The organism is uncultured Senegalimassilia sp. (assembly GCF_902464545.1).
Lineage (GTDB): Bacteria > Actinomycetota > Coriobacteriia > Coriobacteriales > Eggerthellaceae > Senegalimassilia.
The window spans coordinates 1-19,293 of sequence record NZ_CABQJR010000015.1; the positions used below are offsets into that span (position 1 = coordinate 1).

Genomic DNA, 19,293 nt, shown 5'->3' on the forward strand with positions numbered 1-19,293 from the left:
AAGGGACAACCAAGGAGGCAGGTTACTGATGCGGACTCCCGCACGCCCACGACTACCCGACGGGGACTGTGTTTTCATCTCTGATGCCCGCATTGTAGCACGAGCGAATGTGCCCCAACGCCGCTGCCGACATGACACGATCGGGATTCGCTCCTCGACGCGTCCTTGTGTATATTGCATTCTCGGTTTCGAAACTCTAAAGAAATACGACTTTCGAAACCGAGAAGGAGTAGATGATGGATTAGGGCCGCATGTACGAGAACGCCATCTTCCTGGAGCTGATGAGGCGAGGCTGCGAGACGACGCGAGAAACCGAGTGCAACTGGAATGACGGAACGGCGGAACCAGAAACATCTTGCTCGCTGGACCCGACGCCTTTGCCGAGGCCATGGCGCTTCTGGGTGATAGGGGCCTCCTCTGGGCGGGTCCGTGCTGTTCACGCGCTCGCCCTCGTCGACCCGCGCTCGGTATCCATGGCGACGCCTCTTTCGCCCAATGGACAATAGGATTACCAGGAATCGATGTAAACGCATTTGCATTTGTGCGGAAAAGCTACCCGCAATTGGGGTCCCCAAGGGCTTCCAAGAGCCCTGCCCGTCTCGTGATGATTGCCTAAGCAAGCGCGGTTCTCCGTTTTGACTGACGTAGCAATAGATCGAAGCGGTATAATTCCCCAAAATCAAAAGATTTTTAATTTTGGGGAATTGCCGATCATTAAGCACTATCAAAGGGGCCAATCGTGAAGCTCATAGAACGTTCGACATACCTTTCGGAGATGATGGAGCTAGTCGACGCTCCCGATATCAAGGTCATCACAGGCGTCCGCAGATCTGGCAAGTCGAAGCTCATGGAGGCATTGGCGAAAAAGATTTTGGAGCAGCAGCCCGATGCCAACATCATCCACATCAACTACAACCTGACCGACTTCGAAAGCCTCATGGAATATCGGGCGCTGGAATCCTACGTGGAGGACCACTATGCGCCCGAACATCGAAATTACCTGCTCGTCGACGAGGTACAGATGTGCGAGTCCTTCGAGAAGGCCATAAATAGCCTGCATGCCAGGGAGAAGTACAGCATATTCGTCACTGGATCGAACGCCTTCCTTCAAAGCAGCGACTTAGCGACCTTGTTCGTGGGCAGGACGTACGAGATTCCCGTTTACCCGTTTTCGTTCAGCGAGTACCTTGAATACTACCCGTCCCAAAACATCTATAGCAGCCTGACCGGCTACATAGCGGAAGGTGGCATGGCGGGCTCGTTCTTATACAAAACGGAAGAGCAGAAGCGCCGCTACATCAACTCCGAAGTTCTGAACGCCCTGGTGGTTCGCGACATCGTCAGCAAATACAAGGTGAAGAACGAGCAGCTGCTTCATGCTCTTATCGACTACCTTATGGACAACGTCGGGAACCTGACATCGTTGCGCTCCATCGCCGACACCCTCAGGTCAAATAGAACGAAAGCCGACCACAAGACGATTGGCAAATACGTCGATGCGCTATGCAAGGCCTTCGCTTTCTACCGTATTCGTCGCTACGACATCCGTGGGAAAAGATACCTAAGGTCGGAGGATAAATATTACCTTGTCGACCAAGGGTTTCGGTTCGCGCGCCTTGGAACCAAGAACATGGACTACGGCCGCGTGCTGGAAAACATCGTTGCCATCGAGCTCCTGCGCCGCGGCTACGAGGCTTACGTCGGCGTGCTATACAAGAAGGAAATCGACTTCGTTGCGATTAAGCAGGGTGAGAAGCTCTATATCCAGGTTGCGAACGATATATCGGAGGAGCGGACGTTCGAGCGCGAGGTGTCCCCATTATTGGCGATAAAAGACGCATATCCGAAAATTCTGATTGCGCGCACCTATCAGCCTGAATATCAGCACGAGGGAATAAGGATCGTGGACGCTGCCGAATGGCTAAGTAGCGCTATTCCCCAAAAATGAAAAAACTTCAATTTCGGGGAATATGCGCCTTTACGACGGACGTAATTTTGCCATCAAGCGAGGCGATGCGAATCCCAAGTGCGTTCCCAGGCCCATGATGTGAGTCTTCAATGCGAATTTGGAAGTCAGATTCATGTTTATCACCTCATTTATCACTTCAGTCGATTCTGCCATTGAGGTGATAAATGGGGTGATTAGAACAGTCGATGTTGGACGAATCAGATGCGGTACGACTCTCCGAGGTACCGGGGAAATCTCACACGAATCAACCCCTTGACGGCATGACAACGGCACGAGACGACAGCACGCGAATTCGCTTAATCACTGGCGGAAATAACCAGCGACTATTCTGGGGAAGCCGTCCATCACTATTCTCACGATGACACGAGCCGTCATCAGCAAACAGAATAAGGTAAAGCCACTCAGAGTTTTTGAATAAAAAACGATGAAGCCCCCCAGGATCACTTAGATTCCGAAGGCTTTCTTTGATCAATGAATAATACAGGAGGAAGACGGGGGCGCTCTCACCTAACCGTTGGAAACCGCCAAGAACAATCGGAAAGCATGTTAATCCTCAACAATTTCAATTATAATGACAGGCACATACATGGTTCTGACACTATGATAGGAGGACATATGCCACCGAGGACAAAGGAAGGTAGTTTAGCTCTCGCCTACTCAATCAAACAGAGGCGCCATGAGCTAGGACTGAGCGCAGAAGAAGCAGCCCGAAAAGCTGGCGTCGGAACAAAGACTTGGTTCCGATACGAATCCGGAAACTCGATTAGGAACGACAAGATTAAAGGCGTTTGCAAAGCTCTTTCTTGGACTTCCCTGCCCCAACCGGGAGTTGAGCTCCCTGATTGCGATGACTATGCTTGGCTCAATTCAATTGATGCCTCTCACAAGGCATGGTCTCCGATCCTCGCCGAGGAATTCGGCCGCAAAGCAGCCGTCTCCTTCGCCGTGGGAAGCGACATCCTTCTAGACTACCTGAACGACGATCTTGAAGAACTAGGAAAAATGCCAGCAGGAACGCATATAGGTGAACTGGATTCGAGTTGGCTAGCCGACATGTTACCCCTACAATTTTTGACAAGGTACGATTTCGAATTCGTTTACCGGTTTAATACTGTTCTTGCAGAGTACCGAACTCGCGCTCGCTTCGGGACAAAAATGAACGCGCACAGCCCCGCCGAAGAACTCCTCGTCCGGCTCATTCGCGATCTTTCTTTTGACGCAATCGGCGAATGGACACCAGCCACCGAAGGAGAAGCTCCGGATAATGCCGAATGGCAGAACAGTGAAGGCTGGAAAGAATGGCCAGAAGACCTCTGCGGCGATGATGATTTGAGCGCATTTCTCTACGATACGCGATGGACTTCCAAGGATGAAGCGTATCACTACGATAGATGGTTCGAACCTCAGTTCTATCTCGATCAACGCTAGCAAAGATTGAGCTCCTAGCGTACATGGTCAACCGTAACCACGGCCTCGCCTTAGGGATTCCGTCCATCCACAAGGTGAGGCCGAAGAGAGCACTTTGAAACGGTGCCAATAATCGACTAGCAGGAATCAGCCAGGTCCACAACTGCGCTGCTTACCGCGAGCACCTCTTTACGCCCACGGAATGCAGTTGCGCGACCTTGCAGCCATGTCGAGATGCCATTTCCCCATTCACGCAACTTGAACCAGTCGTATGCGGCTACGTCTATGGAGGAAGGTTTCCCATATCGTATACAACAGCAAAGCAGCTAGAGGCTGATATGATTATCGATATCGTTTTTCCCGCTTAAAGCTCGCTTGAATTGTTACTTGATTTGCCACAATCCAAACATGAAAGCAATCGAAGCCATACGGAAACCCAGCGATATCGCCTTCTCGCAAAGGGGCCTGTTCACGACGGCGCAGGCGCAACATGCGGGCGTGGAGCGTTATGCGGTCTCACGGCTTGAGAAACTGCCTCCAATCGTTTTTCATCCACGGATGCCGCCTTGAGGTCGGCTAGGTCAATGCACCTATAACCCCAGCTGTTCCTCACCCCAGGTTTTCATCGCTATGAGGATAGGGACGAAACTTTCGCCCTGCTTGGTGAGCACGTATTCCACGTTGGGAGGGACCTGGCCGTGGTTGATGCGCTCGAGCATGCCGTCGATCACCAGCTCGCGCAGCTGCCTGGAAAGCGTTGACTCGCTGATGGTGCCGATGCAGCGACGCAGCTCGCCAAAATGGCGCACATCGCGCAACGCTATGTAGAACAGGATCTCTATCTTCCACTTCCCGCCGATCATGCGCTGGATGGTCGATACCGCGCGGCAGCGTTCGATTTCTTGACCTGTTCGCCTTGCCAAAGCCCACTCCCCCGTTCGCCAGCCAGGTACTCCAGAAAAAGACAGTACTTCAATTCGGAAATCTTCTTTTGCATGATACCAGCCAACAAGAAGCAAGGCGCAATACAGCGCCGCCCCGCTTCGCACGACCCGATTGGAGGCATCATGCACTACACCGGTACCATATGGCGACCACCCTACGAATGGGATTCCCTTTTGCTCGAAGCGACCGCCGGCTGTACCCACCGCGCATGCAAGTTCTGCACGCTTTACGATGAGCTGCCCTTCAAGTTCCGCGGGCCCGATATGGGCGCCATCGAGTTCGACCTGCTGGAAGCACAAACGCTGCGCACAAGTCCCGATGCCCCCATGATGGCGCGCCTGCTCGGCCAAGCGCGGCCGGAAGGCATCAGGCGCGTATTCCTCACGGGAGCGAACCCGTTTGCACTACCCGCGGGAAAACTGCTGGAAATCGCCGGCATGATCCACCGCTACCTGCCCAGCGTCGAGACCATCGGCTGTTTTGCGCGCATCACCGACTCGCTGCGCAAAACCGACGGCGACCTCAAGCGTTTGCGCGAAGCGGGCTTCACCAGGCTCACCATCGGCGTCGAGACCGGCGACGATGATGCGCTGCGCTTCATGCGCAAGGGCTACACCTCGCGCGACATCCTGGAGCAATGCCGCCGCCTCGAGACGGCGGGCATCGACTACTCGTTTTTCTACCTCGTGGGAATCCACGGCAAAGGGCGCGGCATCGCAGGTGCGAAAACCTCGGCCGCCGTGTTCAATCAGCTGCACCCGTTCCTCATTGGTCCCAACATGCTCACCGTGTTCCCAAATTCGGAACTGGCGCAGGAAATCGAATGCGGCGCTTGGCGGGAATGCAGCGAGCACGAGAAGTACCGCGAAATCCGCGCACTCGTGGAGCAGCTTGACGTTCCCACCCAGATTGCCCTCATGGGCGCGTCGAACGCCTTCTTTCTGGAAGGTGATCTGCCTGCAGACAAGCCTCGCTTGCTTTCCGAACTCGACGACATCCTGCAAAGGTGCGACGAGAACGACTTGCGCCGCTACCGCGAGAATTTGCCCTCGCTCTGACGCGCGCTCGGCGTGAGGGGCTGCGCCGCGTGACCTTGACGTCCGGAAAAACGTCTGGTGTCCTCGATGGCTAAAGCTGTTCTTAAAACAATCCTTGGTTATGATTCGTGCGCTTTTATCATTTCCTCTAAGAATTGCTCGGGATGCTCTCCCGCCAAACCGCCATGACCGAGCTCGGTGAATATCTTGTATCTGAACGGGTAACCTTGTGCTCCTAACACTTCGAGTTGCGATGAAAGCTTTTTATCTACCGTTCCTTTGATGCCATACCAAAGGTGCACATCCGTTCTTTTGAATCTTTCTTGGCTGACATTATCCCACCGCAACGCACCTACCGCCATATCGTGCAGCGGTTAAGACAAGCCCGGGGATCAGACGATGGAGATGCCACGGCTGCGTCGCGAATCGCGGTATTGATTCAACTCATAAGCAAGCCACCTGAGACTACTCACTTTGTTTACCGACAACGAAGTCCTATGACCTGGGGTTTTGCAAACGGTGCGCGAGCCGCCCGCGTTGATTCACTTACGATTGCAGCTGGCGGCTTGCATGCTAAAGGACGGTTGAGTTTCAAAGCGGGCGTTTTCGGCGCTATTGAGTCTCCAAAGGCAGCTCGCCGCGCACTTTGAGACAAAAACAAAAACTCAATACCCTGAGTTTAAGGTGTTTTTTGAAACTGTCCCGGCTTTTGTCCCCGAAGCCGACGAAACGCGACATGGTGTTACTTGGCAGCACTTGCCTCGGCCTGCCGCGGAAGACTGGGTGCAACTGGAATGACGGGACGACAGAACCGACGCCATTGAGCGGGAGTAAGCCGACAGGGCTTTGACCTGCACTTTTGAGTGCCGTACTGTGCTGCTGAGTTTCGTTTCGTACGATGGCCATGGCAAAGCCGCCAGCGCCGGCGGTGAGTTAATACGGTAATCTAGCCTCCGTTTCTGCGTTGGAACGGAGGCTAATTGATGCCTGATGGCGTGCGCCAATGGCCCGGCAAGCGGACTGACCGCCACACCAACATTCTCGACACGATCATTGATTAGTTTTATTCTGAGAATAACTTTTCCCAGTCTTCGTCTGTGAATGACACTTCTTCATTCATCAAGTCACCACCGACTACCAATCTTGTCATCGTCGAACGCCCGGGAACGCACAGCGTCAATATCTCGCCATTGCCGAACGCTTTGGAACGAATGGGGCGATTGCTGCCGCGGCGAAGCGCTCGGGGATAAGCCTCGGAGGCATCGTGCCAACTAGCCGCGTGCCATTTGAGGCGAGGCGGAGGCGATCCGACGAGGCGGAGCGCCTCCGCAGGGGCTGCTCGCGCAGCTAGCTCTGCCGTTCGCGCCTGCGTTTGAGGAAAACGCAGGTCGCCGCACCCGCCGCGAGCACAGCACCCGCAACAAGCGCCGCAACCGCCCAACCAGACGAATCACCGGTTGCAGCACATGCTACACCCGTTGCCTCGGCATTGGCATCGTCTTCTTGCTCCGCACCTGAAGCACCGCTCGCACCTGGGTCTGCGGCGGAATCGCCGCCTTCTGAGGTATCGCCAGAAGTAGCACCCGACCCACCAGGCTGTGCTGTTCCGCCGTCTGGATTGCTCAGATCGGAGCCAGGCTTTTGACCAGGATCAACAGGCCCAGGATCAGGACTAGGCTCCTGAGAATCGGCAACCGTCACATTAAGATTCAACCGCTCGCTATAAGCTTCGAAGGCCATGCCTTCTTTGTACGCCGCAATTCGGAATCGCGTATTCTGCGTCACCGGAACAGGAGCCGTGTACTCAACGCGCGAACCGTCTTCAATGCACGGGCACGTGTCGTCGGTGGTGTAGTAGATAGTTGCGCCTTCCGTACTGCAGGAAAGATCCAAAAGAGAGCCCTTCGCAACCTCGATCGAATTCTCCTTCGGCGAAGCTGCATCGAATACGGCGCCGTCAATCGTTGCCATGGGGCGCGCGGGCTGCGCCGCATCAGACGTCACACGCACGGCTATCTCCTTAGTAAGATCGGTGCCGCTTGCAGAAAGCTCAAGCGTCGTCATGCCAGGCAATTCGCCTGCCAGCAGGAAGCTCGCCTTGCCCTCTGCGTCGGTCGTGGCCTCAACCCACACGCTCCCGTCCGCAGCGCTCTGGAACGCGGCGCCTTTGAACGACGCAAGGCTACCCGATTCCAGCTTCGCAACCACGCGCTGACCAGCCACAGGCGACCCGTCGGCATAGCGCACATATGCGATAACCTGCACCGGCTCGCCGGCATTCTGCTGAAGCACCACAGCGTTTTCGAAATTAGCCACAAGCTGGGAGGGATGTTTGGAAACCGTCAGCTGCTGCGACCAATTCCCCCCCTGCGTTGCCAGAGCCGTGCCCACGTAATTCTGCAAGCCCTTTATGGCGAGGTTCACCTGAGATCCTTCAGCAAGCGAGCTTGTCGGGTATATCCGCAGCACGCGAGAAAGCGTGCCGTAGCCATCCGCCTCGGACGCCTCCCGAGGATCAACCCACTCTATGCGTTCGGCGGCAACTCCATCCAGGGTCGCCTCGAGGGAATCCGATGCCTTCATGTACTGGTCGAATGCGATCTCGATACAGTTGGGATCAGCCCAGGCTTCTTGAACCTCGGGTGTTTTTAAGGACTCTAGCTTGATGTTCACACCTGTCTGAATCGGAAGCACATTGAGCCACTCGCTCGCCGAATCGCGATAGCCGTCCTTGCTTACGCGCACCTGGTACTGACCTGTGGGAGTATCCCACGCGAACGAACCATCGCCGCTGGTCGTTTGCGGGTTTCGCTGCTCGTACGCCTCAGCGTTCCATTCCTGCTCGGACCCGCCGGAAGCGGAGCCCCTTGTCCACAACGTAGCCGTTGCGCCCTCTACGGGATTGCTCTCCAACGCCTCATACACCACGCCCGATGGGTCGAGAATGACATTCGCACCATAATTGCGGCAGCGAACATCCGACCCATAGAAACGGTCCCAATCGATCGTTTCACGGTATTCATCGTCCTCGCTTTTCTTCTTCCCGGAATTCTTGCATACGCTCATGCGATACGCCGTTGCCTCGGCGTATTCGTTCTTGGCAACGTCAGCCCAAGGAGCACGCAACATGTGAGCAGATGTCGAAGCCACATCGGCACAGAGCGAAACCTTGGAAACGAAGTTGCCAATAAGGTCGGAAAACCCATACACTCCCGCAGAACCCGCCGCCCCGAACGAGCCCGAACCATAAAGGCTGCATACTGCCAGCATGGCGTTCAGCGTTGAGGTGCCGCAGCCCCTCATAACATCCGAATAGTTGTTGTCATCTTCGGCAACAAGGTATTCCTTGTATTTCTCGGCGGCTTCAAGCTCGGCATACAACGCGTCGAGGCAGCGCTGGCAATCGCTGTCGCAGGGATTGTACGCACGCCAGTATTTAATGAGCTGGTAGATATTCTCGATGTCCGTTTCGATGAGACGAATCTCGTTGCCGCTGTCAATGAGCGAATTCTTCGCGCTATCCATACCGAAGTAATCGTTAGCCAAGCCGAGCACGCCCGTTACGCCCTTGCCTGTTTGCATCATCTTGTTCGCTCTACCAATTTCCTCCATTTCCTTCTCGAACAAGTTCGCTTTCGCATATGCCTCCATAAGAGGCGAAACCTCACTTACTGGCATATGCTCCATCAAACGTCTGTTGATGATGTTCACGATTGTGATCTCATTCGCTTTATCTAAGCCCCCCGATGCCAGTTCGAGCACCTGACCTCGCGCAATGCTCCACGCTGATGACCACATATCCGCTTCGGCGGCGTCGCTACGCTCATGAGCTTCATCGAAATTGGACGTATAAGTCGTAACACGCGCAGGCGCCTCGACACCTTGGGGTGCCTCTTCTGTCACGCGAGCGGTCATCCCCGAGAAAATCCCAGGCGTTTTGCCGTCTTTACCATTCTTCTGTTCTTCGGTGACGAAGTAATCACCCGTAAAACGACCATTCGTCGAAGAGGATATCTGCTCGCCCTTCGCGTTATCTCCGTCCGAAATGGTTAGCGTATCGCCGCACTCCTTCTTCATGACGTTGTCTATCAGGGTGTAGGGCGAACCCGATTCGCTCGGCGCGCCCACGCCCGATTCGCGACCCAGCTTGTCAAGGCCGTTCACGATTGTCTTTTGCGTATTGCGCGCCCATGCGTTTTTCTGCTCAATTTCCTGCTGAACATCATCGAAGGACTTGCGTGCAATGTCGGTGAGTTTTTGCTCGTTGCCGTTCTCATCGAGAACGACATTGCCGTTGTCGTCCATCAGAATCTCGTCGCCATACCACTCCTTGAGCTCGGCATCGGTGGGAGCCGTCCAGCTGATATCGTCTGGCAGCTTCCCTGTGAAAATAGGCGAATCGATCGAGGCAATCCAGAGGTCATCGTCAGGAGCGAGCGCAGATCCGAAGTCGCGGAAATCAGGGCGCAACGCTTCAATTTCGGCAATGGTGGCCTGTACGTCTTCGCTGCTCGCATCATCTCGCTCGGCGAGCTGCGCTACAACCTCGCCCAAAGCGGCATCGACTTCCTGGGCCTGCTGCTTGGCGGTGTCATCCACCTCAAAGCCCGCCCAGTAGTCCGCCCAGAAGGCACTGTATTGCTGCTGCCTTTCGGCAACCTCATCTTCAATGCGCTTTTTCGCGCGCTCTTCGTAATCTTCATCAAGGTTTGCCTTGTAGGAAAGCGCGAAGTTGCTAAAGCTGTAGCTTTCGGGAATGAAGAGATTCTTCGACTGGAGCAATTCCGAGGAGAGATACCCCTCGCCCTCGTTTTCCTCAAGCAACGCCAGGTATTCTTCGTCTACGTATTCGCCCACGTAACGTGAGCCCTCGTCTCCTTGCGATACAAGGGCAAGAGGTACCGCAACACTTTCCCCATTTGTCAGCTTCGCGTACATCATAAGCACATCGCCGGCGTTGATCTGCGCAGTGGCGTTGTCAACCGTCACATCAAACGTCCAATATGCATTCTTTTTCTTTGGGAGTTGATACAGAACGGTGAGGTTATCGTAGGTCTCTTTCCCATTAACGATTCTTGTTTGGGTTTTGCCCGCATTCGTTATGCTGAACGTCTTGATTTTCGCACCTGGGCGATAGAAGCAATCGAGATGAGCATCAACCTGTTCACTTTTCGCATCAAGTTTTACGTAGTCGCCGAACAGAAGACCCTGGGTGACTTCTTCGGGAATGTCAAATGAAATCTGCGCATGACCAAGCGCGTTCGTATATGCCGTTCCCACCGTTTTGCCAGCAATGGAAAGCTCGATAAACGACGAAGGCGCGCCGTACACCGTGGCCTGATTGCCTGTATCTTTTACGCAGTTGTCGGCAACCTTGACCGTCATTCCTCGTGCGAGGAACGACGCATCACCCAAAGGAATCACCTTATCGCCCGCCTCGAGCGACACGGGAAGCGAGTAAACCTGCTGCTTATCGGGCGTAAACGCAATATAGAGCACATCAGAGGTCGTTTGCGCATCGACATTAACAACCAGGCTGTCCCCATATACCCCACAAGACGCATTACCTGAGCTTTTCAGTGATGCGCTTACGCCGTGATAATCAGCGGAAGGAATGCCGAAGGTGAACTTGAGCGGCATTGGCTTATCGAGGTCATAGGCCACTTCGATTATTGTTTCGCACCCAGCAACCACACCGTCACCCGGGGCTTGTACGCGCGCTGATTTCACCCCCGCATTCTTCAGCAGCTGCTCTTTGTCGTAATCGGGCACGTCGAGCGTCACCTCAGACACTGAATCGTCGGTTATTTCGACTTCGGCTTTCGCGTACGGAACGCCAGAACGCTCCAACACTCCCAGGTTCGATGCAGAGAGCACCGTGTCTGGCTTGCATGCCGCCACAACATAGGTTCCCGCCTTCAGCTTGCCCGTAGAAAGAATCCAATTGGGGTTTTCCTGACCATCTGGCCATACAACCGACGTGTAGCTGTCCACGACGCAACGCGCATTCGCGTCGGTCCCGCTGAAGAGGAATACGCGACTGCGGCCCTCATACGCGGCATTCGTGGACACACGTGCGCTGCCCCATGAAGAAAGGGTTGCCTCGAAACCGCCCCGTTCGCTGCTGTAGGCAACCGTAGCGCCCGTAAGCTTCAGCGAATCGCTGGTCGAAACTTCGAGCGAAAGCCTCTCGAAGTTGCCCTCGTTCGCAAGCGCTTCGGAGAGCACAACAGAATTGCACTGCACGACGTAATCGGCGTCTTCGCCCGAAGCCAGATCGACGCCATCGCGCTTGAGCTTGAACGATAAACCAGGATTGCTCGTAATATTCGTGAGCGCTTCTTCGCCTTCCGCATTCGCGGCGTTCTTTGTATAGACGCTTATCGGAAGCATGCGCTGAGCGGCGATTTTCTTGAAATCAGACGCGGCAATTGTTCCCAAATCCCACGAGGAGCCCATCTGCGATGCGGTGCGCAGGTAGTTTTTATCATAGTACCCAGCAATTTGCACGGTGATGGAACACTCAGTAGCAATTGCTGCGTCGGGACACGTGAAAGATCCGTCTTCGGCTAGCGCCAGTTTCTTCAATGCGCCGTTTTGCTCCATAACTACCGACACGTCGCCGGGAGCAGCGCCTTCAGGAAGTTCAACTTTGCCGGTAACCGTGACAACCGACGATTCATCGTCGAGCCATACGTAGTTATAGTGCTTGGAGGATTCGGTATCCTGCTGCGAAAGGCGGTACGGGTCAGAATCGGTGCCGTCGCTCTTCTTCTTGTAGGCATACACAGTTGTACCGTCATCGAAAGGGAGAGAAGGGTTGTCTTGGTCGCTGTCGTACTGGCTGCCAAAACGAATGTCGGGATTGTCGAACCGCACCTTCAGAGCGCCGCACGTCGTAAACGCTCCGCCGTCAAGGTATTTAAGCGATTTTGGAAACTCAATCAGGTCCTGCTTCGCAAGGCCGTTGCAATTGGTAAATGCCCCGCCCGCAATGCACTCAATGCCCTCTTCGAATTGCAAGTCAGTCAAAGACGCATTTGTGCCATCCTGCATAAACGCATCCATGTTGATCTTTTTGACGAAGCTGGGGATTGAAAGCGAACTAAGGCGATTGTATTCGAAGCCGAAGTCGCCAATGTGCACATCATGGCTGCCGTCAAACAGATCACGGAAGTTGACGGACGTAAGACCAGCATCGCCCTCGGCAATAACCACGTCGCGCTCCGCGCCGTCAGTTGTACCGCTGTAGTTTTTTTCAATGTAGGCATACACCTCAGCATCGTGCAGGGGGTTTGGCTGCGGCCAGTCGACTGCAAAGCTCCACCCCGGCTGGTCCCAGTAGCCATTGTCTTGGATGAGCGTACCTGCCCACATCTTTTTACCCTCGCAGCCGACTTTCGTTTTCCAGCGCTTGGCTGTCTCGGTTTTGTCGACGTTGCCCTCGCTGTCTACCATAACGTGTTTGTCGTAGTTGTCCAAGCCAAGCAGCGACTGCGCATCCACACTTTGCTTAAAGGGGTTCGGACCTACTTCGGGGTCGTCGGCGGGAGTAGCGGCGTCATCCTGCGCAGCAGCTGCGTCAGCGCTGGCGCTTGCGCTACTGCCCTGCGCGGAAGCTGCATCGCGAGCGGCGGATGGAGCCGAATCGGAGCCGGCCTCTTCGCCATTTTTGTCAGAAGCCGCCCCAGGCTCGTTTCCTTCGAAAATGACGGCGGCATCGATAGCCGTGCTGCTTTCGGGAATGGCCACCTTCTGCGAATCGGGGGCATCGGTGCCATTGGCCATGCCTACGGCTTCAGTGTTCGCAGCATCGTCTGATGCGCTGGCAACATTCGCCGCAACGCCAGCTTCGCCCTGGGCAACCTCGGCTATGCCAAAGCTAGGAACGAGTCCTATTGCAAGCACCAGCGAAAGCATGCACGCGCATGCCCGTCTTCCTCTTGCGCGCAATGTCATCCGCTTTTCCCGACGCGTGGCATTTCGTTTCATAGCAGCGTCCTTCTCTTTTTGATTTTGCTGATAGTTCACGCTAATCTTTGCGCTAATGAGAAAGGAATTCATAGGTTCGTATATGCGAACCTATGATTCAACTGGGACAATGATGCTGTTCGTATAGTTGGCTCCGTCTAGCAAGGTCAAGATCGCAAGCGCATAACGCGCCAGGAAAGCATCAGCTGCAGAAAAAAGGGGTGTTCCTATAGTTCTGTCAAGAGGGATTCGCCCTTTCGATGGGCGTTTTTGGCAATGCTGACGCAGGCCCTGCCGGGCCTGCGATCTCCGCCGGCCGTTAGGCTGCGTACGGAACCTTGTCCCCCATGATCGTGTAAATCACCTCGAGCCGCTTCCTCGCCGCGGCCATGAGCTCGAGGGTCGCCGGGCCCGAGAGGTCGGCTTGCGCCTCGAATTCTGGGCACGATTCGAGCAATATGCTGCGGAGCCTGTATTAGCGACGGAAGCATCGTAGTTGGCGGGCTGTGCGGCGTCGACGCCGAGGCATCGGACTGCCGCCCCCGCATTTACATGCGGCTGCTGCGTCTCATTTTCGAGAGCTATCAGTTAAACGGGCGATTTCCCGAAAAGGAAGGCTTCATCCTCTAATCACACCTGTACCCCAAATCGCGAACTCGGTTCGACTCATGGACAAGCCACCTGAGACTACTCACTTTGCTCACCGCTGACGAAGACTTGCGACCTGGGGTTTGCGAGCTGATCGCAGAACCCATGTTGCTTATCAAGCTTTGGGCTGATTCAGCCAATCACCTCTCGTCAGGCACGTGATCTGCTCTGTGCGGGTGTCACCCATCAGCTCGCAGTAGACGTCCTTGCGAGTGCGGTGCCAGGTGAAGCCGCATTTTTCCTGAACGCGTTTCGATTTCTCGTTCCCGTCGAAGTATCCGCACCAGATTTTGTCCAGTTTCAAGTCCTCGAAACCATGGCGAACGAGCTCTCGAACCGCCTCCGGTATCAGCCCCTTGCCCCAGAACGGGACGCCGATCCAGTAGCCGATTTCCCCCTCGGTGTCCGGAATCTCCTTGTCGGACCGCGCGCCGATCATCAACCCTATGCTTCCGATGGCCCTGTTCTCTTCCTTCAGGCAAACGGCGTACGTCTCCGGCGCGGAAAATACGGTACGGATGATTTCTGCGCTGTTGTCAACGCTCGAGTGAGGCGGCCAACCGGCAATCGGCCCCACCCTGCCGTCCTTCGCGTATCTGTACAGGTCCTCTGCGTCCGTTTCGGCCCATGGGCGGAGTATCAGCCGCTCTGTTATCAATTGCATATCTACCCCCCCATCGACTAATTTCGATTGATGCTGATCGCTCCATTGTATTCGCTACGACAAAGGTCAACACAACGTCCAGGGAAACCTCGCGGTCAACCACCGGCAGTCCCATTTGCGATACCGCACACAGCTAAGCCTCGATATGAGCGCTCATGTAATCGATGAACTTCCTGGTGGCGATGGGCATGGTGTTCCAGCTGCGCCATGCCGCCACCACGTCGCGCGATGGCGCCGCCGCGATCGGAAGCACCTTGATATCGGCGCGCACGCCCTCCACGGTGCGGCGATAGAGCATGCTGACGCCCAGGCCCTCCTCGACCATCGCCATGATGGTGTAGTCGTCGGTCACCTCGCCCGTCACCAGCGGCTGCAGCCCATGAGCGGCAAACGCATCGAGCACCAGGCTCTGCTCGCCCTCGTCAAGCAAAAGGAAAGGTTCGGCCGCCAGATCTTCAAGCGTCACCTGCTCTTTAGCGGCCAGCGGATGCTCAGAGGACACCAGCGCCACCATCTCGTCGTGATAAACCATATGCATGTCCAAACCTGCCGTGAAACCCCGCGCGGTAAAGCAAAAATCGACCACGCCGTCGTGCACCCACTGGGCATTGCGCGTGTAATCGCCCTGCTTGAGGGTAAAGTGCACGCCAGGATGCAAAGCGCTGAATCCGCGGATCACGCGCGGCAGCACGGTGCGGCTCACGTTGGTGAAGGTTGCTATGCGGATGTCGGTCGAAGACAGGCCCAGCAGCTCTTGGCGCTTCCCTTCAAGCTCGGCCTCTGCCGTCACGATCTGGCGCAGGTAGGGCAGATACTGTTCCCCGTCGCGCGTGAGCAAAACGCCTTGCTTGCCCCGCTCCAAGATCGTGGTGCCCAGCTCGCGCTCGAGCGCCTTGACCGCCTGACTGACCGCGCTTTGCGTGTAACCCAGCTCGTCGGCCGCCGCCTTAAGGCTCCCGCGATCGACCACCGCGCAGACGACCTGATACCGTGATGTCATAACGCCTCCGTAGCAAAAGGGGCCGTGAAACGTTTTGCCCCGGCCTGCATATCTTCTATTAGCATTGCTTAATCATACTGAAGATACATTCGCTTTACTACATCGTTTTAGCAGCGCACAATCCTTTTCGTGAAACAATTCCGAAACAAAAGGAGTCCCATGGATCGCAAAAAGGCAATCGCGCTCTCGTTTTCCGTTCCCGTCGCATGGGGCTTCTCATACCCCTTGATGAAAATCGGCATGGACGGCATGAACGCCACGAGCATCGTCGCGCTGCGCTGCACCATCGCCTTCATCGTCTGCGTGCTGCTTTTTCACAAGTGCACCTTCCGCATCAACCGCGACCTCATCGTCCGCGCCGCCGTCATCGGCGCCATCATGGCGGTCGAGCTCACCTGCATGTGCCTGGGCTCGAGCCTCACCTCGGCTTCCACTGCCGGCTTTTTGCAAAGCCTGACGGTCGTGATCGTGCCGTTCGCCAACGCTTTGCTGCTGCGTCGCGCCCCCGAGCGCAAGGTGCTCATCGGCACCGCCGTCGTCACCGGCGGCATGCTGCTGCTCTCGGGCGCCGACTTCACCAGTCTCAACCCCGGCGCGCTCGTCATGTTGCTTTCGGCGTTCGTCTACGCCGCCCACATCATCATCAGCAAGCGCTTCGTCGAACAGGTCGACCCGCTGGCTTTGGGCGTTTGGCAGCTGGCCTTCGCCGGCCTGTTCTCGGGCATCGGCGCGGCCGCGCTCGGCGGCATCACGCTTCCCAGCACCCCGACCGAGTTCACGGTCATCATCGCCCTCGCGCTCATCTGCTCGGCTTACGGCTTCATCACCCAGGCCTACGTGCAGCCGCACGTTCCCGCCGAGACCACCGGGTTCGCCTTCTCGCTTGAACCGGTCTGCTCTGCCGTGTTCTCGTTTTTCCTTGTCGGCGAGGTCTTGACCCCCATCGCCTTCCTGGGCGCGGCGCTCATCATGGCCGGCGTGTTCGTCGCCACCATCGAGCCGCCTCGTCTGCATGCCCCGGCCTACCCGCAAGAGGCGATGGCGGTTGAGCCCAAGCGGGTTTCGTAAGCCCCCCTCCCAGCTAAAGCCGCCTCCGTGCGAGGCGACACAGTCGCGAGGCTTACGAAACTCTAGCGAACCGGCCATGGCGCCCTGGCGCGAAACGCTTGCCGGGTACAAACCTCTCCCATAGCCATCAGCGCTGGCGTATCCGCCGACAGGGACAAAAGCAGCGACTCAGGTCGCAGCCCAACCCTTGGATGAATCCCGTCCAAGGGGAACGATCGGCCGGTTAGCCCATGATCTGGGCAAGGTCGGCTTCGGGAGTGGATATGGGGCGAATGCCGTAGTTGTCCACCAGCACCTGCAGCACACCAGGGCTCACGAACGCCGGAAGCGTGGGACCCAAGTAGATGCCCTTGATGCCCAAGTGCAGCAGCGTGAGCAAGATGCACACCGCCTTCTGCTCGTACCAGGAGAGCACCATGGAAAGCGGCAGATCGTTCACACCGCAGCCGAAAGCATCTGCCAACGCGAGCGCGATCTTGATCGCGCCGTAGGCGTCGTTGCACTGGCCGACGTCCAGCAGGCGCGGAATGCCGCCGATACTGCCCAGGTCCAGGTCGTTGAAGCGGTACTTGCCGCAGGCAAGGGTCAGGATAACGGAGTCGGACGGCGCCATCTTGGCGAAGTCGGTGTAGTAGCTGCGCTCCTTGCGCATGCCGTCGCAGCCCGCCAGTAGGATAAAGCGCTTGATGTCGCCGGAGTTGACCGCATCGATGACGGCGGGAGCGACGCTCATCACGGTATCGTAGCCGAATCCGGTGGTGACGCTGGTGCCGCCGTTGATGCCGGCAAAGGTCCGATCATCGGCCCAACCGCCCAGCTCCAGCGCCTTATCGATAAGGGCCGAGAAGTCCTTGGCGCCGTCTTCGCCCGCCTCGACGACATGCGCGCCCGGGAAGCTCACAGGGCCGGTGGTGAACACGCGGTCGGCATACGACTCGTCCGGCTTCAGCAGGCAGTTGGTAGTCCACAGGATCGGCGCGGGAAGGTCCTTGAATTCCTTGCGCTGGTTGTGCCATGCGGTACCGTAGTTGCCTTTCAGGTGCGGATACTTGCGCAACTCGGGATAGGCGTTTGCGGGGAGCATCTCGCCGTGGGTGTACACGTTCACGCCGCGGCCTTCGGTCTGCTCCAAAAGCTGCTTGAGGTCGTGCAGGTCATGGCCGGTGACCACGATGAAGGGGCCCGCCTCGACCTTGAGCTCAACTGTCGCAGGCTCGGGTTTGCCGTAGGCGGAGATGTTCGCGTCCTCCAAAGCCGCCATAGCGGCCAAGTTGACCTCACCGCACTTGAGAACCAAAGGCAGCAGCTCGTCCATGCCCAGATCGGAGCCGACGGCCCGCATACCCTCATACAGGAACGCTGTCACAGCAGGATCCGACTTCCCCAACGCCTGCGCATGATAGGCATACGCCGCCACGCCGCGCATGCCGAAAAGCAGCAAGCTCTTCAGGCTGCGGATATCCTCCTGAGCATCCCACAACTCGCCCATATCGTACAGATCGAATTCGCCCAGGGCGATAGCCTTAGCGCGAACGCGGCGCTCAAGGGCGGCGATGGCCTCAGGGTCGAAGCTGACGTTGCTCACGCAGGCGAACATGCCTTCGAGCATAAGCCCATCAGACTCGGAATCCCCCTTTCCGCCGTTCTCTGCTCGGGCCAGGGCGATCAATGCCCCGGTCAGCTCGTCTTGCAGCCGAGCCACATCGGCGGTCTTGCCGCATACGCCGGCGGCTCCGGTACAGGCGGTGCATCCCGCCGTTTGTTCACATTGGAAGCAGAACATGTTCTCGTCAGTCATTTCGCGCTCCTCAATTAAATGGTGTCTTTTCGAAGTGACTGCACTATACTGTGGTATCTCATACATTTCTGTTGTAGAACCTACAGGTGAAGCCAATGCTTAATATCCCCACTTCTTCTTCAATGCTTTTCGCCGGCATAGCCCAAGACGAAGCGAACTTGATGCTACCTTGCCTTGGGGCGACAAGAAGGGCTTTCAGCCGGGAGGAGCGGATCATGCGCGCCGGCCAGCCCACCGAGTACCTCGGCATCGTCCTGTCCGGGCGCGTGCGGATCGAGGTCTCGGACGCCTGGGGCGAGACGACGATTCTGGATATCTTGGGGCCCGGCTCGCTTTTCGCTCACGGATACGCCTGCAGCATGGAGCCCCTTGACATCGACGTGCTGGCAGATTCGGCCTGCGAGGTGGTGCTGCTCAAAGCCGAGCGCATCATCCACCCTTGCCCCAAGCAATGCGGCTGCCACGCGCACATTTCCTCGAACCTCATGCGCGCCTTGGCACTAAGCAACCTGGACATGAACCGCCGCGCCATCGCCATGACCCCCAAAACCATACGGGGCAAGATCCTCGCCTTCCTCTCGCAGCAGCAGAAAAAGGCCGGCACCCGCGCCTTCACCATCCCCTACAGCCAAACCAAGCTGGCAAGCTACCTCAGCGTCGACCGCAGCGCGCTATCGAACGAGCTGTCGAAGCTGCGCAAGGAAGGCGTCATCGACTATGAAGGCCGCACGTACCGGCTCCTGTAGCGCGCAGGCAACTTGCTGACACGTTGCGGCTGACACGGAT

The 19,293-nt window shown here is 56.5% G+C and carries 11 protein-coding genes; 6 read left to right on the forward strand and 5 right to left on the reverse strand.

Annotated elements, in window-relative coordinates:
* The first annotated feature begins 739 nt into the window (after nucleotides 1–739).
* From RDW26_RS05525 to RDW26_RS09135, 3 genes are all read left to right on the forward strand, one after another.
* Nucleotides 740–1,948, forward strand: coding sequence for an ATP-binding protein (locus RDW26_RS05525; RefSeq protein WP_307982827.1), 1,209 nt, complete (start codon nucleotides 740–742; stop codon nucleotides 1,946–1,948).
* Nucleotides 1,949–2,584: 636 nt separating this feature from the next.
* Nucleotides 2,585–3,397, forward strand: coding sequence for a helix-turn-helix transcriptional regulator (locus RDW26_RS05530; RefSeq protein ID WP_307982828.1), 813 nt, complete (start codon nucleotides 2,585–2,587; stop codon nucleotides 3,395–3,397).
* A gap of 387 nt (nucleotides 3,398–3,784) precedes the next feature.
* Nucleotides 3,785–3,946: a type IV toxin-antitoxin system AbiEi family antitoxin domain-containing protein gene (locus RDW26_RS09135; protein ID WP_374110311.1), complete on the forward strand. Its 162-nt coding sequence runs from the start codon at nucleotides 3,785–3,787 to the stop codon at nucleotides 3,944–3,946.
* A gap of 20 nt (nucleotides 3,947–3,966) precedes the next feature.
* On the opposite strand, the gene RDW26_RS05535 is transcribed toward RDW26_RS09135, so the two are convergent.
* Nucleotides 3,967–4,185 carry a helix-turn-helix domain-containing protein gene (locus RDW26_RS05535; protein WP_307982829.1) on the reverse strand — a complete coding sequence of 73 codons (219 nt, stop codon included), beginning with the start codon at nucleotides 4,183–4,185 and terminating at the stop codon, nucleotides 3,967–3,969.
* On the opposite strand from RDW26_RS05535, the gene RDW26_RS05540 reads away from it, so the two are divergent.
* Nucleotides 4,177–5,379: a radical SAM protein gene (locus RDW26_RS05540; protein ID WP_307982830.1), complete on the forward strand. Its 1,203-nt coding sequence runs from the start codon at nucleotides 4,177–4,179 to the stop codon at nucleotides 5,377–5,379. The genes RDW26_RS05535 and RDW26_RS05540 overlap by 9 nt on opposite strands.
* 1,326 nt (nucleotides 5,380–6,705) lie before the next feature.
* On the opposite strand, the gene RDW26_RS05545 is transcribed toward RDW26_RS05540, so the two are convergent.
* The 3 genes from RDW26_RS05545 to RDW26_RS05555 form a co-directional block, all read right to left on the reverse strand.
* Entirely contained in the window at nucleotides 6,706–13,389 is a 6,684-nt protein-coding gene (locus RDW26_RS05545; protein WP_307982831.1) for an FN3 associated domain-containing protein, read from the reverse strand.
* Between the two features lie 703 nt (nucleotides 13,390–14,092).
* Nucleotides 14,093–14,641, reverse strand: a complete 549-nt coding sequence (locus RDW26_RS05550; protein WP_307982832.1) for a GNAT family N-acetyltransferase — start codon at nucleotides 14,639–14,641, stop codon at nucleotides 14,093–14,095.
* Between the two features lie 133 nt (nucleotides 14,642–14,774).
* Nucleotides 14,775–15,641: a LysR family transcriptional regulator gene (locus RDW26_RS05555; protein WP_307982833.1), complete on the reverse strand. Its 867-nt coding sequence runs from the start codon at nucleotides 15,639–15,641 to the stop codon at nucleotides 14,775–14,777.
* Nucleotides 15,642–15,800: 159 nt separating this feature from the next.
* Here RDW26_RS05555 and RDW26_RS05560 point away from each other — a divergent pair, with 159 nt between their 5' ends.
* On the forward strand, nucleotides 15,801–16,709 hold the full coding sequence (locus RDW26_RS05560; protein ID WP_307982834.1) for a DMT family transporter: 909 nt from the start codon (nucleotides 15,801–15,803) through the stop codon (nucleotides 16,707–16,709).
* Between the two features lie 223 nt (nucleotides 16,710–16,932).
* On the opposite strand, the gene hcp is transcribed toward RDW26_RS05560, so the two are convergent.
* Complete coding sequence (hcp, locus tag RDW26_RS05565) at nucleotides 16,933–18,507, reverse strand: hydroxylamine reductase (RefSeq protein WP_307982835.1); 1,575 nt, start codon at nucleotides 18,505–18,507, stop codon at nucleotides 16,933–16,935.
* 161 nt (nucleotides 18,508–18,668) lie between these two features.
* On the opposite strand from hcp, the gene RDW26_RS05570 reads away from it, so the two are divergent.
* Entirely contained in the window at nucleotides 18,669–19,253 is a 585-nt protein-coding gene (locus RDW26_RS05570; protein ID WP_307982836.1) for a Crp/Fnr family transcriptional regulator, read from the forward strand.
* The last annotated feature ends 40 nt before the right edge of the window (nucleotides 19,254–19,293 follow it).